General features: G+C 60.6%; 20 protein-coding genes. All 20 read left to right on the forward strand.

Annotated features, from left to right (window positions below; all coding sequences use genetic code 11):
- Positions 1 to 115 precede the first annotated feature (115 nt).
- Positions 116 to 418 carry a hypothetical protein gene (locus tag IE92_RS18295; protein ID WP_156027467.1) on the forward strand — a complete coding sequence of 101 codons (303 nt, stop codon included), beginning with the start codon at positions 116 to 118 and terminating at the stop codon, positions 416 to 418.
- 928 nt (positions 419 to 1,346) lie between these two features.
- A complete protein-coding gene (locus IE92_RS0108040; protein ID WP_156027468.1) occupies positions 1,347 to 1,832 on the forward strand; it encodes a hypothetical protein in 486 nt (161 codons plus the stop codon).
- On the forward strand, positions 1,829 to 4,147 hold the full coding sequence (locus tag IE92_RS16600; RefSeq protein WP_081863946.1) for a preprotein translocase subunit SecA: 2,319 nt from the start codon (positions 1,829 to 1,831) through the stop codon (positions 4,145 to 4,147). The genes IE92_RS0108040 and IE92_RS16600 overlap by 4 nt, the downstream gene beginning before the upstream one ends.
- Before the next feature lie 140 nt (positions 4,148 to 4,287).
- Complete coding sequence (locus tag IE92_RS0108050; RefSeq protein ID WP_030147985.1) at positions 4,288 to 4,503, forward strand: antitoxin; 216 nt, start codon at positions 4,288 to 4,290, stop codon at positions 4,501 to 4,503.
- A gap of 540 nt (positions 4,504 to 5,043) precedes the next feature.
- Positions 5,044 to 5,352: a 30S ribosomal protein S10 gene (gene rpsJ, locus IE92_RS0108055; RefSeq protein WP_030147986.1), complete on the forward strand. Its 309-nt coding sequence runs from the start codon at positions 5,044 to 5,046 to the stop codon at positions 5,350 to 5,352.
- An 8-nt stretch (positions 5,353 to 5,360) separates the two neighbouring features.
- Positions 5,361 to 6,017, forward strand: a complete 657-nt coding sequence (gene rplC, locus IE92_RS0108060; RefSeq protein ID WP_030147987.1) for a 50S ribosomal protein L3 — start codon at positions 5,361 to 5,363, stop codon at positions 6,015 to 6,017.
- 5 nt (positions 6,018 to 6,022) lie between these two features.
- The gene (rplD, locus tag IE92_RS0108065; RefSeq protein WP_030147988.1) at positions 6,023 to 6,712 is read left to right on the forward strand and encodes a 50S ribosomal protein L4; all 690 of its coding nucleotides are present in this window, start codon (positions 6,023 to 6,025) and stop codon (positions 6,710 to 6,712) included.
- On the forward strand, positions 6,709 to 7,011 hold the full coding sequence (rplW, locus tag IE92_RS0108070) for a 50S ribosomal protein L23 (protein ID WP_030147989.1): 303 nt from the start codon (positions 6,709 to 6,711) through the stop codon (positions 7,009 to 7,011). The genes rplD and rplW overlap by 4 nt, the downstream gene beginning before the upstream one ends.
- 18 nt (positions 7,012 to 7,029) lie before the next feature.
- A complete protein-coding gene (gene rplB / locus IE92_RS0108075) occupies positions 7,030 to 7,869 on the forward strand; it encodes a 50S ribosomal protein L2 (RefSeq protein ID WP_030147990.1) in 840 nt (279 codons plus the stop codon).
- A gap of 12 nt (positions 7,870 to 7,881) precedes the next feature.
- Entirely contained in the window at positions 7,882 to 8,163 is a 282-nt protein-coding gene (rpsS, locus tag IE92_RS0108080; RefSeq protein ID WP_030147991.1) for a 30S ribosomal protein S19, read from the forward strand.
- Between the two features lie 24 nt (positions 8,164 to 8,187).
- The gene (rplV, locus tag IE92_RS0108085) at positions 8,188 to 8,553 is read left to right on the forward strand and encodes a 50S ribosomal protein L22 (RefSeq protein WP_030147992.1); all 366 of its coding nucleotides are present in this window, start codon (positions 8,188 to 8,190) and stop codon (positions 8,551 to 8,553) included.
- Positions 8,553 to 9,305, forward strand: coding sequence for a 30S ribosomal protein S3 (rpsC, locus tag IE92_RS0108090; RefSeq protein ID WP_030147993.1), 753 nt, complete (start codon positions 8,553 to 8,555; stop codon positions 9,303 to 9,305). The genes rplV and rpsC overlap by 1 nt, the downstream gene beginning before the upstream one ends.
- Positions 9,305 to 9,724, forward strand: coding sequence for a 50S ribosomal protein L16 (gene rplP, locus IE92_RS0108095; protein ID WP_030147994.1), 420 nt, complete (start codon positions 9,305 to 9,307; stop codon positions 9,722 to 9,724). Before rpsC ends, rplP begins: the two co-directional genes overlap by 1 nt.
- Complete coding sequence (gene rpmC, locus IE92_RS0108100; protein ID WP_030147995.1) at positions 9,724 to 10,044, forward strand: 50S ribosomal protein L29; 321 nt, start codon at positions 9,724 to 9,726, stop codon at positions 10,042 to 10,044. The genes rplP and rpmC overlap by 1 nt, the downstream gene beginning before the upstream one ends.
- A 2-nt stretch (positions 10,045 to 10,046) precedes the next feature.
- Positions 10,047 to 10,346 (forward strand): 30S ribosomal protein S17, encoded by a 300-nt coding sequence (gene rpsQ / locus IE92_RS0108105; protein ID WP_030147996.1) that lies wholly within the window; start codon positions 10,047 to 10,049, stop codon positions 10,344 to 10,346.
- A gap of 32 nt (positions 10,347 to 10,378) precedes the next feature.
- Entirely contained in the window at positions 10,379 to 10,747 is a 369-nt protein-coding gene (gene rplN / locus IE92_RS0108110) for a 50S ribosomal protein L14 (RefSeq protein WP_030147997.1), read from the forward strand.
- Between the two features lie 2 nt (positions 10,748 to 10,749).
- Positions 10,750 to 11,109, forward strand: coding sequence for a 50S ribosomal protein L24 (rplX, locus tag IE92_RS0108115; RefSeq protein ID WP_030147998.1), 360 nt, complete (start codon positions 10,750 to 10,752; stop codon positions 11,107 to 11,109).
- Entirely contained in the window at positions 11,109 to 11,690 is a 582-nt protein-coding gene (rplE, locus tag IE92_RS0108120) for a 50S ribosomal protein L5 (protein WP_030147999.1), read from the forward strand. Before rplX ends, rplE begins: the two co-directional genes overlap by 1 nt.
- 159 nt (positions 11,691 to 11,849) lie before the next feature.
- Positions 11,850 to 12,248 (forward strand): 30S ribosomal protein S8, encoded by a 399-nt coding sequence (gene rpsH / locus IE92_RS0108125; protein WP_030148000.1) that lies wholly within the window; start codon positions 11,850 to 11,852, stop codon positions 12,246 to 12,248.
- A gap of 6 nt (positions 12,249 to 12,254) precedes the next feature.
- The gene (gene rplF, locus IE92_RS0108130; RefSeq protein WP_030148001.1) at positions 12,255 to 12,791 is read left to right on the forward strand and encodes a 50S ribosomal protein L6; all 537 of its coding nucleotides are present in this window, start codon (positions 12,255 to 12,257) and stop codon (positions 12,789 to 12,791) included.

Here is a 12,791-nt window from a genome sequence, read left to right on the forward strand (position 1 = left end):
GGCTCAATCCGAATTCCCAACCAATCACAGTCGTATCGCCAGCCAAAATCCAAGTCCTCGGCCTACCGTGAGGAAATTCGGTGAGTCGCCGGGTAAACACACTGGGAGGTTTGGAATGACAAAACATACGGATCGCGTTGAATCCGCGGCAAATGAAAGCAACAATGATGTGCTGGGGCTGCAACCCGATACACAGGGCGAAGACGGTATCCCCACGCTGAGTACGCCGCTCACGGTGCTCCCGCTCGCGGCCTTTGCATTTTGCCAGGCGATGGGTATGCCCTCCAAGGGCGGCCAACCACCGCTGCCGCGGCGCAACACAAAACGAGCGTTCACAGAAGCTGCGATAGCCAGCGCCGGAGCGAGCTACGCAGAGATTCTTGCAGCGACCCATCGAGGGCCGAACGAGGCAACCTGATGATGAGGCGAATAGAGGGGGCAAACCCTCGGAGAAAAGGGCAAACATCCGATCCCTCGGGACGCAGGATGCTCAGCCATGTATCGCGTTTGTCGCAGCTCTGTATCGCGCTCGGTTCACTCGAGCAAATGTCGCCGGCGGGGCGAAAGGTGGAATCAGGGCTGCTCGCGTGGCCAGTCATGCGGATGAAGTCACCACGAATTGCCGAAATCCCCGGAATGGATTCGATCATGGGTCCGGGAGGCGACCGGATCGCAAATTGGGCGATGCTCGCGATTGCTCCCGTGTTGTCTTTTGCTTCGCGTCAAACCCTTCTGACGCGCGGGCTGCGGACCGTTCAGCTGTTGGCACTTGTGCGACAGAATACTCGGGTAGGTGCGCTCGGGAGGGACGGTTCGGATCACGCAACTATAGTTGTACAACTGCTGCTCACTATCGCGGAGCATGTGGGCACCAACGCCGTTGTCCAACGTCGGATCGGTTACGCCCTGGGATTGCACGGTCTCTTTGCATATTCGGTATCCGGCGTATCGAAGCTGGCGTCATCGTCTTGGCGACGGGGAGCCGCACTGTCGGATTCGTTGCGAACCGTGAACTATGGGCACGCCCGGTTCTTTAAATTCTTAGAATCACATTCGAGACTTCGACTCATTGCCGCAAGGGCCGTTATTGCCGGTGAAACTCTGGCGGTATCCATCCTGTTTTTGCCGCCCCGGGTGAGAATAGCGTACCTACTTGCGTTGGTGACCCTCCACCTAGGAATTGCATACTTTATGGGGTTGAACCGGTTCCTCTGGGCCTTTCTCGCCTTTCACCCGGCAATTGAATTCACGGCGCAGGGGTTTACCGCGGCTCGCCAACGTAGGCGTAAATGATGAGGTGGCACGCCAGACAATTCGTCGTGGTGACGTTGTCGACCATGTGGGCAATGATGACGGTGCTGCAACAGTTTCCGCGCATGCGCCCGATCGTGAGGATATTTGATCCGCTTTCCACGTTCACGCCCGTCTGGACATTTTTCGCCCCACGGCCCGCAAATTCCGACTTTTACCTGTTGAAAAGGGAGAAAGACGATGTCAATACAGAAACGGTTTGGACAGCAGCGGTCCAATATCAAGGGTTTCGCTGGTGGCACTGTCTCTATAATCCCGGACAACGTGCGGAGAAGGCCCTATTTGATACCTGCCAAGAACTACTCATTACTGCCCAGGTCGGTACAAGCTTGACGACGCTGCAGTCGGTGCCGAGTTATCTTGCCGTTCTCAACTTTGTATCAAATCACCTGAGCTACGCCCGGGGCACTACCCAGATCCAATTCATGATTGTGCTTGACCCTGGTCACAGTTACGAAGATGTGAAACCGCGCGTGCTTTTCACCTCCCAGTGGCATCGACGTGATCGTGACGCTTCATGAGAATTCAGGCAATTGCGGAACTGCGGGCACGGCTCTCGAGCGACGGACCGGTGAGTTCTGCGCGTATCTACCTCAACCTCGCCCGAGATGCTGCCCGCTGGGAGCAAAAGCTCCGCGACACGGACCATCAGGTTTTCCACGAGCAAGCTCTCGGTAGATTCACCAGGGGCCACGAACTCTCTACCGGGGTCTCCGGATTTGAGCTGGCGGTGCTGCGGGAGGTCGCGCGGCGAGTCCTGGGAGTGCGAGCCTCCGAGGGGCAGCTTGCGGCAACGGCCGCAATGGTTGCCGGGGTGAGCGTCGAACTGGATACCGGCGAGGGGAAGACTCTCGTCGGTGCGTTCACCGCCTGTGCGATGTTTGCCCGAGGCCATAGCGTCCACATTTTGACAACAAACGATTATCTGGCGGCGCGGGATAGTGGGAGCATGGTCGCGCTGTTTCGATTCCTGCGGGTTGGTTCGGCACACATATCATCGCTCACTCCGCACCGGGAGCGAGCGGATGCATACCTCAAGGATGTCGTTTACGCGCCCCTACATGAGGTTGGGTATGACCTCCTTCGGGACAGGGTCGCCGAGCGAGTCGAGGACAGGGTTCGGCCCGTTTGCGATGCGGTCATTCTTGACGAGGCCGATGCGCTCATCATTGATGCCGGTGCCTCGCCTCTTGTCATAGCGCGGGACGACGCCACTCCGATGAGCCTCATTCATGATGTGACAGCGGTCATCAACGACCTCCGGGATGTTGTCCACTATCGAATCGCCCCAGACAAAACAAGTGTCGTACTCACCGAGCAGGGGGTACACGAAATTGAGACTCGATTGAGAGTGCCAAATCTCTATCGTGATGACGCGAGAGACATCCTTGCGTATGTGCACGCAGCGCTTAGTGCGGCGGCACTACTCGAGCGGGGGAGGGACTATCTCGTGCGGGACGGGCGCATCGAGCTCATTAACACCTCGCTCGGGAGAATCGCGCATCAGCATCGCTACCCGGATGGGCTGCAACTGGCGGTCGAGTCGAAGGAGGGTGTGCCCCTGAGCCGCACGGGCACCGTTCTCGACGCCATCTCGGTCCACGGCATCATCAGTGCCTACACACGTCCGGTAGGCATGAGTGGCACCCTTCGCCTGGTGTCTTTAGACCTGATGGATCATTATGGAATGCCCGTTACGCGGATGGAGCCGGAGAAGGCCGTCGCACGGATCGATCAACCAGATCTGATTTTTCGTACCGGTAACGAGCAGCTTGAAGCCTGCGTGAGGATGGTAAAGCTCGCCCTGGAACGAGGGCAGCCGGTCTTGATTGGAACCGCGAGTATCCCCGACTCGGAGTGGCTCGGAGGGCGGTTGCGTGCAGTTGGGTTGACCCCGGTTGTGCTCAATGCACGCAATGACTCCGAAGAAGCCAGCGTCATTGGTCAAGCCGGGAAGGAAGGCAGACTGACCGTTTCTACCCAGATCTCGGGACGAGGTGCGGATATCGTTCTGGGCGGTGGTGATCCCGAAGAACGGCAGCGAGTACTCGAACATGGCGGCTTGCTGGTCATCGCGTTGACCCGCTACCAGTCACGACGGATCGATGCTCAACTCCGCGGGCGAGCTGGACGGCGAGGAGACCCCGGACATACCCGGGCGATACTGAGCCTGGAAGATCCGCAGGTTCAAGGTTTTGCACCGAAGAGCCTCTTGTCCCGAGCCGAGGCTGATGGGGAATCCGCGGGGGGACGAGCGGGCCGAATAGCGATCGTCGCGGCGCAACGAGCCAGCGAGTATCGGCATCTCGACCGGCATCGAGATGTGATCGCGTATGGGAAACTCCTGGCCGAGCAGAGAGCCGTGATCCTGCTGGTTCGCGAGGAGCTTTTGGCGGGGAGTTGCGAGGCATTTGATCGATACGTTGCCCGGACCGCAGCAAACAACTCGGAGCATTTCACACACGGACCTGTCGATCCGCGCGTTCTCCTGCGATGCGTCGATCTTGAGTGGAGTGCGTATTTGGCCGAGGTGAGTATTATCCGAGATAGCGCGCATCTTTTTGCCCTGGAGGGGAAAAGCCCGCTCGCACAATACAACCTCATCCTCGGCGGCATGTTTGAGCGCTATTGGGAGTCTGTGCGGGAAAGGACCACACGGGCCCACGCCGAAATCTCGAATGGCTACGGGACAACGTACTCAGGCCCGCCTTCGACCGACCCTTCCATCTGGACCTATCTTCTTGAAAGTGATCCCTATGGGAGTACCCTGGGGCGGTTTATCACGAACCTCCGTGCGCGTGGCGCGCGCCGGGCCACGGACAGGAGTGACCGATGAGTCGGGGCTGTGCCTCGCGGAGCCTCGGCCGGCATCCCCGAATGGGGGTCAGTGGAGCGGTTGTATGTCGAGCGGGTGCGCGCGAGAATAATCGCACGCCGCCACTTTCGCGGCCGCTCGCGAATGCAAGGGGAAATGCAATGGGACTCGAAGATCTGGTGAACAAGGCCAAGGGCCTCGTCGGCGACAACGCCGCGGCGGTCAACGACGCAATCCACAGTGAAAAGGCCGAGGAGATCAGTGACAAGGTGCTGGACGGCGCCTCGGACCTGGCCAATAAGGTCACCGGCGGCAAGTTCGCCGACCAGGTGCAGTCTGCCCGCGACGCCGCGGACAAGGCGATCGGTAACGAGTAGCGTTACCGCCCAAACCACCGGATTCGGGGCTCGATGCGTAGGCATCGGGCCCCGAATTTTTGTCATCGGGGGAGGGGGCGGAGGAGGTATTTGCATCCCGGGCGTGTTGTAAGGGTGGGCGCCCCGTTTTGCCGCGAGAAATCAAGGCACACAATCCGACACGCGCGGGTTGCATAAAGTGCCCGTCTCTGCCAGAATCGAGAGGTTCGACTTTTTCTTGGGGCACAGCTGTGTCCGGGGAAATAACCGGCCGATCGTGTCTGTGGAATGTGAGTAATCATATGCCGCGGGCCACGTCCGGGTAGACACAACATAATCTCCACTCCTCGAACAGGTGGCACCTCGGTGCCGGCCGAAAATCAGGGGTGGGGAACCCATCGTCGGAACCGGGAAACCGAAGCCGCGCGGTAGGTCACGTTGATAGCGAAATAGTGGTGCGACACCTAGGAGTACCCCACGGGGGAGCTGCAAAGCTCTAGCCGTGATGAAGCGCGTCCAATGCGGGAGACCGTAAGACGCAAGACAGAATGAGAGTCACTAATGGCGGGACAGAAGATCCGCATTCGACTTAAGTCGTATGACCACGAGGTCATCGACTCCTCGGCACGCAAGATCGTTGACACGGTCACCCGTGCCGGCGCAACCGTAGTTGGCCCCGTGCCGCTGCCGACCGAGAAGAACGTGGTTTGTGTAATCCGTTCTCCCCACAAGTACAAGGACAGCCGGGAGCACTTTGAAATGCGCACCCACAAGCGTCTGATTGACATTGTCGACCCGACCCCCAAGGCCGTTGATTCGCTGATGCGTCTCGACCTGCCGGCGGACGTCAACATCGAGATCAAGCTGTAGGGGCAATCATGGTTACGCAGAACAAGACCGTTAAGGGTCTGCTCGGCACCAAGCTCGGCATGACTCAGGTGTGGGACGAGAACAACAAGCTCGTACCCGTTACCGTTATCGAAATCGCTCCGAACGTTGTCACCCAGGTGCGCAACCTCGAGGTAGATGGATACGCTGCCGTGCAGATCGCTGCCGGTCAGATCGACCCGCGCAAGGTGAACAAGCCCGACGCAGGTCACTTCGAGAAGGCCGGGGTTACCCCGCGCCGTCACCTCACCGAGGTGCGCACCGCTGACGCCGCTGAGTACGCTCTCGGCCAGGAGCTCACCGTTGAGGCAACCTTCGAGGCCGGCCAGAAGGTCGACGTCGTTGGAACCTCTAAGGGTAAGGGTTTCGCCGGTGTGATGAAGCGCCACGGCTTCGGCGGCGCTCCGGCATCGCACGGTGCCCACCGCAACCACCGTAAGCCCGGTTCGATCGGTGGCGCGTCCACCCCGGGTCGCGTTTTCAAGGGCCAGCGCATGGCCGGCCGGATGGGTGGTGAGCGTGTTACGGTTCTGAACCTGCACGTCCACGCCATCGACGCCGAGAAGGGTCTCCTGCTCGTTAAGGGCGCGGTTCCCGGTGCGCGTGGTCGTCTCGTATTCGTCCGCACCGCCGTGAAGGGAGCCTAATTTCCATGGCTACCAAGATTGACGTTCTGGACGCGAAGGGCAAGAAGGCAGAGGCTGTAGAGCTTCCCGCCGAGATCTTCGACGTCGTTACCAACGTCCCGCTGATTCACCAGGTCGTCGTCGCGCAGCTTGCTGCCGCACGTCAGGGTACCCACAGCACCAAGACCCGCGGAGAGCGCTCCGGCGCCGGCCGCAAGCCGTTCAAGCAGAAGGGAACCGGTCGCGCTCGTCAGGGCTCGATCCGTGCTCCTCAGATGGTTGGCGGTGGAATCGTCCACGGACCGACCCCGCGTGACTACGCACAGCGCACCCCCAAGAAGATGATTGCTGCCGCCCTGCGCGGTGCACTGTCCGACCGGGCCCGCGGTGAGCGTCTGCACGTTGTGTCGACCCTCGCACTGAGCGAGACCCCGTCGACCAAGGTCGCCGCTACCTACCTGGACACCATTGCTTCCTCGCGTCACGTGCTCATCGTTATTGAGCGCAACGACGAGGTCGGCGCTCTGTCCGTTCGCAACATCCCCGAGGTCCACGTGATCCACCCGGATCAGCTGAACGCCTACGACGTGCTCGTCTCCGACGACATCGTTTTCACCAAGGGTGCCTTCGACGCTTTCGTCGCCGGTCCGGTGGCAGGCAAGTCGGCTAAGTCCGTGGCTTCGTCGGCCGAGGTGACCGAGGAGGTCTCCGCATGAGCATCATCGTAAACAAGGACCCCCGCGACGTCATTCTGGCTCCGGTTGTCTCCGAGAAGAGCTACGCTCTGATCGACGAGGGCAAGTACACCTTCGAGGTTGACCCCCGTTCGAACAAGACCGAGATCAAGCTCGCGATCGAGAAGATCTTCGATGTGCAGGTTGCATCGATCTCGACCCTGAACCGTAAGGGTAAGACTCGTCGTACCCGCTTCGGTCTGGGCAAGCGCAAGGACACCAAGCGCGCGATCGTCACGCTCAAGTCCGGTTCCATCGACATCTTCACCGCTGTCGGCTAGGGAGCATAAGGAATAATTATGGCTATTCGCAAGTACAAGCCGACGACCCCGGGTCGTCGTGGATCGAGCGTTTCGGACTTCGCCGAAATCACCCGTTCGACCCCCGAAAAGTCGCTGCTGCGCCCCCTGTCGAAGACCGGTGGACGTAACAACCAGGGTCGCATCACGACCCGTCACATCGGTGGTGGCCACAAGCGCCAGTACCGCGTGATCGACTTCCGTCGTAACGACAAGGACGGCGTGAACGCTCGCGTCGCTCACATCGAGTACGACCCCAACCGCACCGCTCGTATCGCGCTGCTGCACTTCGTTGACGGAACCAAGCGTTACATCATCGCTCCGGACAAGCTGAAGCAGGGCGACATCGTCGAGTCGGGTGCCGGCGCTGACATCAAGCCCGGTAACAACCTGCCGATGAAGAACATCCCCACCGGTACCGTGATCCACAACATTGAGCTCCGCCCCGGTGGCGGCGCCAAGATGGCTCGCTCCGCTGGTGCTTCGGTTCGTCTCGTCGCCAAGGATGGCCCCTACGTGCAGCTGCGTCTGCCCTCGGGTGAAATCCGCAACGTTGACGCTCGCTGCCGCGCCACCATTGGTGAGGTCGGAAACGCCGAGCAGTCGAACATCAACTGGGGTAAGGCCGGACGTAACCGCTGGCGCGGTATCCGTCCGACCGTCCGTGGTGTTGCCATGAACCCGGTTGACCACCCGCACGGTGGTGGTGAGGGTAAGACCTCCGGTGGTCGTCACCCTGTGTCCCCCTGGGGCCAGAAGGAAGGCCGTACCCGTCGCCCCAACAAGGAAAGCGACAAGCTCATTGTTCGTCGCCGTACCGTCGGTAAGAAGCGTAAGTAGAGGACGTAGAAGATGCCACGCAGTCTTAAGAAGGGCCCCTTCGTTGACGATCACCTGCTTCGCAAGGTCGTCAAGCAGAACGAGGCCAAGAGCCAGAACGTGATCAAGACCTGGTCGCGCCGTTCGATGATCGTTCCCGCCATGCTGGGTCACACCATCGCGGTACACGACGGTCGCAAGCACATCCCGGTGTTCGTCACCGAGACCATGGTCGGTCACAAGCTGGGCGAGTTCGCCCCGACTCGTACCTTCCGCGGTCACGTGAAGGACGACAAGAAGGGCCGTCGCCGCTAAGGCGGCGACGATTAGGAGGAAATAATGGTGGAGTCAATCGCACGCGTGCGACACATCCGCGTCACCCCCATGAAGGCCCGTCGCGTTATCAACCTGGTGCGTGGAAAGCAGGCCGTTGAGGCCCTCGCTATCCTGAAGTTCGCACAGCAGGGTGCATCCGAGCCGATTTACAAGCTCGTCGCATCCGCCATGGCTAACGCCCGGGTGAAGGCCGACAAGGACAACCTGTTCCTGGACGAGGCCGACCTGTACATCAAGAGCGCATATGTAGACGAGGGGACCACGCTCAAGCGTTTCCAGCCTCGTGCTCAGGGTCGCGCTTTCCAGATCAAGAAGCGCACCAGCCACATCACTGTTGTGCTCGCCACTCCTGAGGAGGGTACGAAGTAATGGGTCAGAAAGTAAACCCTTACGGCTTCCGCCTGGGCATCACCACCGACCACGTGTCGCGTTGGTTTGCCGACAGCACCAAGCCGGGCCAGCGTTACGCCGACTACGTAGCCGAGGACGTGAAGATCCGCAGCTCGCTGCAGACCTCCCTCGACCGCGCAGGCGTTTCGAAGATTGAGATCGAGCGCACCCGCGACCGTGTACGGGTGGACATCCACACCGCACGTCCGGGTATCGTCATCGGTCGCCGTGGAGCCGAGGCCGAGCGCATCCGCGCCGACCTGGAGAAGCTCACCGGCAAGCAGATCCAGCTGAACATCCTCGAGGTCAAGAACCCCGAGGCCGACGCTCAGCTGGTTGCTCAGGGTATCGCTGAGCAGCTCACCGCACGTGTGGCCTTCCGCCGCGCAATGCGTAAGGGCCTGCAGGGCGCACAGCGCGCCGGCGCCAAGGGTGTTCGCATCCAGGTGTCGGGTCGTCTGGGCGGCGCCGAGATGAGCCGTTCGGAGTTCTACCGCGAGGGTCGCGTGCCGCTGCACACCCTGCGTGCGAACATCGACTACGGCTTCTACGAGGCCAAGACCACCTTTGGTCGGATCGGCGTTAAGGTCTGGATCTACAAGGGTGACATCACCAACAAGGAACTCGCTCGCGAGCAGGCCAACACCAAGGGCCGCAACGAGCGTAACGACCGGCCCCGTCGCGCCCCGCGCGCTGCTGAGGCGCCGGTGGCAGAAGGAGCTAGCGCCTAATGTTGATTCCCCGTCGTGTAAAGCACCGTAAGCAGCACCGTCCGCACCGGACCGGTCACGCTACCGGTGGCACCACCGTAAGCTTCGGCGAGTATGGCATCCAGGCTCTGACCCCCGCTTACGTGACCAACCGTCAGATCGAGTCCGCTCGTATCGCCATGACCCGTCACATCAAGCGTGGTGGAAAGGTGTGGATCAACATCTACCCCGACCGTCCGCTGACCAAGAAGCCCGCCGAAACCCGCATGGGTTCCGGTAAGGGTTCGCCCGAGTGGTGGGTCGCCAACGTCAAGCCGGGCCGCGTGCTCTTCGAGGTTGCTGGAGTCCCCGAGACCCTGGCCCGCGAGGCACTCACCCGTGCAATCCACAAGCTGCCCCTCAAGGCACGCATCATCAAGCGCGAGGAGGGCGACGCATAATGGCGATCGGTTCCAAGGAGCTCACCCCGAGCGAGCTCGACACTTTTGAAAACGAACGACTGGTAGACGAGCTGCGGAAGGCAAAGGAAGAACTCTTCAACCTGCGCTTCCAGTCCGCTACCGGTCAGCTGGAGACTCACGGACGCCTGCGCGCCGTGCGTCGCGACATCGCCCGTATTTACACGGTGATCCGCGAGCGCGAGCTGGGTATTCGGGCCACTCCGGCTCCGGTGGAGGCTGCCCCCAAGAAGGCTGCCGCCAAGAAGAGCAAGAAGACCGAGGCCGCTGAGGCCGAGGTCGCCGACACGAAGGAGGCCTAGGCATGGCTACCGCTAAGGAAAACGCGGCCGCAGCCGACGTCACGGAGACCGCTCGCGGTTACCGTAAGACCCGTCGTGGCTACGTTGTCAGCAACAAGATGGACAAGACCATCGTCATCGAGGTTGAGGACCGCGTCAAGCACGCTCTCTACGGCAAGATCATCCGCCGTACCTCGAAGATCAAGGCTCACGACGAGCAGAACACCGCCGGTATCGGTGACCACGTTCTGATCGCCGAGACTCGGCCGCTGAGTGCTACCAAGCACTGGCGCCTGGTCGAGATCCTCGAGAAGGCCAAGTAGTCCTTCGGGCCTACTTTGTAAAGGAGTAAATAGTGCTTCAGCAGGAATCACGACTCAAGGTTGCCGATAACACCGGCGCCAAGGAGCTGCTCACGATCCGCGTTCTCGGTGGCTCCGGCCGTCGTTACGCCGGTCTCGGCGACACCATCGTTGCAACCGTCAAGGACGCAATCCCCGGTGGAAACGTCAAGAAGGGTGACGTCGTCAAGGCCGTCATCGTTCGCACCAAGAAGGAAACCCGTCGTCCCGACGGTTCCTACATCAAGTTCGACGAGAACGCTGCCGTTATCCTCAAGGCCGACGGCGAGCCCCGTGGAACCCGTATCTTCGGACCGGTCGGTCGCGAGCTTCGCGACAAGAAGTTCATGAAGATCATCTCGCTGGCTCCGGAGGTGCTGTAACTATGGCGAACATCAAGAAGGGTGACCTGGTTCAGGTCATCACCGGTGCCACCCAGGCCCGCGGCGGCGACCGCGGCAAGCAGGGCAAGGTTCTCTCGGTTAACAACGAGACCAACCGCGTCGTGGTTGAGGGCGTAAACTACGTCACCAAGCACGTGCGTCAGGGCCAGACCCAGCGCGGCACCAAGACCGGTGGCATCGAGACCGTCGAGGCAGCCATCCACATCTCGAATGTGGCCCTGGTTGACCCCGAGTCGAAGAAGCCGACCCGCGTCGGACACCGTAACGAAGAGGTAGTGAAGGACGGCGTCAAGAAGACTGTCCGCGTTCGCTACGCCAAGAAGTCTGGTAAGGATCTCTAATGACTGACACCGCTGCCGCGTCGGCTGGCAAGATCCAGCCGCGCCTGAAGCAGAAGTACCGTAGCGAGATCGCTCCGGCACTGAAGGAAGAGTTTGGCTTCGCCAACGTTCACCAGATTCCGGGAATCGTTAAGGTTGTCGTGAACACCGGTGTCGGTGAAGCCGCTCGTGACTCGAAGGTGATCGAGGGTGCTATCGCAGACCTCATCAAGATCACCGGACAGAAGCCCCAGGTCACCCTGGCCCGCAAGTCCATCGCACAGTTCAAGCTGCGCGAGGGTCAGGCCATCGGCGCCCACGTCACCATGCGTGGAGACCGTGCCTGGGAGTTCCTGGACCGCCTGATCAACCTGGCCCTGCCCCGTATCCGGGACTTCCGCGGCCTGAGCGACAAGCAGTTCGATGGAAACGGTAACTACACCTTCGGTCTGACCGAGCAGAGTGTGTTCCACGAAATCGACCAGGACAAGATCGATCGCGTGCGCGGTTTCGACATCACCGTCGTGACCACCGCCAAGACCGATGACGAGGGTCGCGCGCTGCTCAAGGCGCTCGGCTTCCCGTTCAAGTCCGGGAACTAATTCCGTTCGATTGAACGCGGGCGCGGTTCATGCTGTAGAGTATGCACCGCGCCCGTTTTCGGGCGGTACTTAGGGTGCTCGCAGCCGCGGCACCCTCCCACCACAGGTCGCCTGTCGTGTAACGGCAGTCGAAACCTGGTGTTTAAAGGAAAATTAAACATGACAATGACAGATCCGGTCGCAGACCTGCTGACCAGACTGCGCAATGCCAACTCGGCACACCACGACTCCGTGTCGATGCCGAGCAGCAAGCTCAAGAAGAACATCGCATCCATCCTCGAGCGCGAGGGTTACATTGCTGGTTGGAAGGTGGAGGCCGCCCGCGTGGGTGAGACTCTGTCCCTCGACCTCAAGTACGGCCCCAACCGTGAGCGTTCGATCGTCGGCATCAAGCGAGTTTCGAAGCCGGGCCTGCGCGTATACGCAAAGTCCACCGAAATTCCTCAGGTTCTTGGCGGCCTCGGTGTTGCCATCCTGTCCACCTCCTCCGGTCTGCTGACCGACCGTGAGGCCGAGAAGAAGGGCGTGGGCGGAGAAGTTCTCGCCTACGTGTGGTAATCCGACATGTCGCGTATTGGAAGACTTCCCATTCAGATCCCCGCGGGTGTCACCGTAGCCATCGACGGCCAGAACGTCGCGGTTAAGGGACCCAAGGGAGAGCTGAGCCTCGTAGTGGCCAACCCGATTGAGGTTGCACTCGAGGAGAACCAGGTTCTGGTTACCCGTCCGAACGACGAGCGCGACTCGCGTTCGCTGCACGGCCTGACCCGTACCCTGATCAACAACCAGATCATCGGTGTCACCGATGGTTACACCAAGGGCCTTGAGGTCGTTGGTACCGGTTACCGTGTTGCACTGAAGGGCGCGAACCTGGAGTTCGCTCTCGGCTTCTCGCACCCGGTTGTTGTCGAGCCCCCGGCCGGCATCACCTTCTCCGTTGAGGGCAACAACAAGGTCACCGTGGCCGGCATCGACAAGCAGGCCGTCGGTGAGGTTGCCGCCAACATTCGCAAGATCCGCAAGCCTGAGCCCTATAAGGGTAAGGGTGTGCGTTACGCCGGCGAGATCGTACGCCGCAAGGCCGGAAAGGCTGGTAAGTAA

It is taken from the genome of Mycetocola saprophilus (genome assembly GCF_000718085.1).
GTDB classification, from domain to species: domain Bacteria; phylum Actinomycetota; class Actinomycetes; order Actinomycetales; family Microbacteriaceae; genus Mycetocola; species Mycetocola saprophilus.

Excerpts from the sequence above, each read along its gene's own strand:
- IE92_RS18295 (WP_156027467.1), top strand. The coding sequence starts at position 116 with ATGACAAAACATACGGATCGCGTTGAATCCGCGGCAAATGAAAGCAAC.
- IE92_RS0108040 (WP_156027468.1), top strand. The coding sequence starts at position 1,347 with ATGATGACGGTGCTGCAACAGTTTCCGCGCATGCGCCCGATCGTGAGG.
- IE92_RS16600 (WP_081863946.1), top strand. The coding sequence starts at position 1,829 with ATGAGAATTCAGGCAATTGCGGAACTGCGGGCACGGCTCTCGAGCGAC.
- IE92_RS0108050 (WP_030147985.1), top strand. The coding sequence starts at position 4,288 with ATGGGACTCGAAGATCTGGTGAACAAGGCCAAGGGCCTCGTCGGCGAC.
- rpsJ (WP_030147986.1), top strand. The coding sequence starts at position 5,044 with ATGGCGGGACAGAAGATCCGCATTCGACTTAAGTCGTATGACCACGAG.
- rplC (WP_030147987.1), top strand. The coding sequence starts at position 5,361 with ATGGTTACGCAGAACAAGACCGTTAAGGGTCTGCTCGGCACCAAGCTC.
- rplD (WP_030147988.1), top strand. The coding sequence starts at position 6,023 with ATGGCTACCAAGATTGACGTTCTGGACGCGAAGGGCAAGAAGGCAGAG.
- rplW (WP_030147989.1), top strand. The coding sequence starts at position 6,709 with ATGAGCATCATCGTAAACAAGGACCCCCGCGACGTCATTCTGGCTCCG.
- rplB (WP_030147990.1), top strand. The coding sequence starts at position 7,030 with ATGGCTATTCGCAAGTACAAGCCGACGACCCCGGGTCGTCGTGGATCG.
- rpsS (WP_030147991.1), top strand. The coding sequence starts at position 7,882 with ATGCCACGCAGTCTTAAGAAGGGCCCCTTCGTTGACGATCACCTGCTT.
- rplV (WP_030147992.1), top strand. The coding sequence starts at position 8,188 with ATGGTGGAGTCAATCGCACGCGTGCGACACATCCGCGTCACCCCCATG.
- rpsC (WP_030147993.1), top strand. The coding sequence starts at position 8,553 with ATGGGTCAGAAAGTAAACCCTTACGGCTTCCGCCTGGGCATCACCACC.
- rplP (WP_030147994.1), top strand. The coding sequence starts at position 9,305 with ATGTTGATTCCCCGTCGTGTAAAGCACCGTAAGCAGCACCGTCCGCAC.
- rpmC (WP_030147995.1), top strand. The coding sequence starts at position 9,724 with ATGGCGATCGGTTCCAAGGAGCTCACCCCGAGCGAGCTCGACACTTTT.
- rpsQ (WP_030147996.1), top strand. The coding sequence starts at position 10,047 with ATGGCTACCGCTAAGGAAAACGCGGCCGCAGCCGACGTCACGGAGACC.
- rplX (WP_030147998.1), top strand. The coding sequence starts at position 10,750 with ATGGCGAACATCAAGAAGGGTGACCTGGTTCAGGTCATCACCGGTGCC.
- rplE (WP_030147999.1), top strand. The coding sequence starts at position 11,109 with ATGACTGACACCGCTGCCGCGTCGGCTGGCAAGATCCAGCCGCGCCTG.
- rpsH (WP_030148000.1), top strand. The coding sequence starts at position 11,850 with ATGACAATGACAGATCCGGTCGCAGACCTGCTGACCAGACTGCGCAAT.
- rplF (WP_030148001.1), top strand. The coding sequence starts at position 12,255 with ATGTCGCGTATTGGAAGACTTCCCATTCAGATCCCCGCGGGTGTCACC.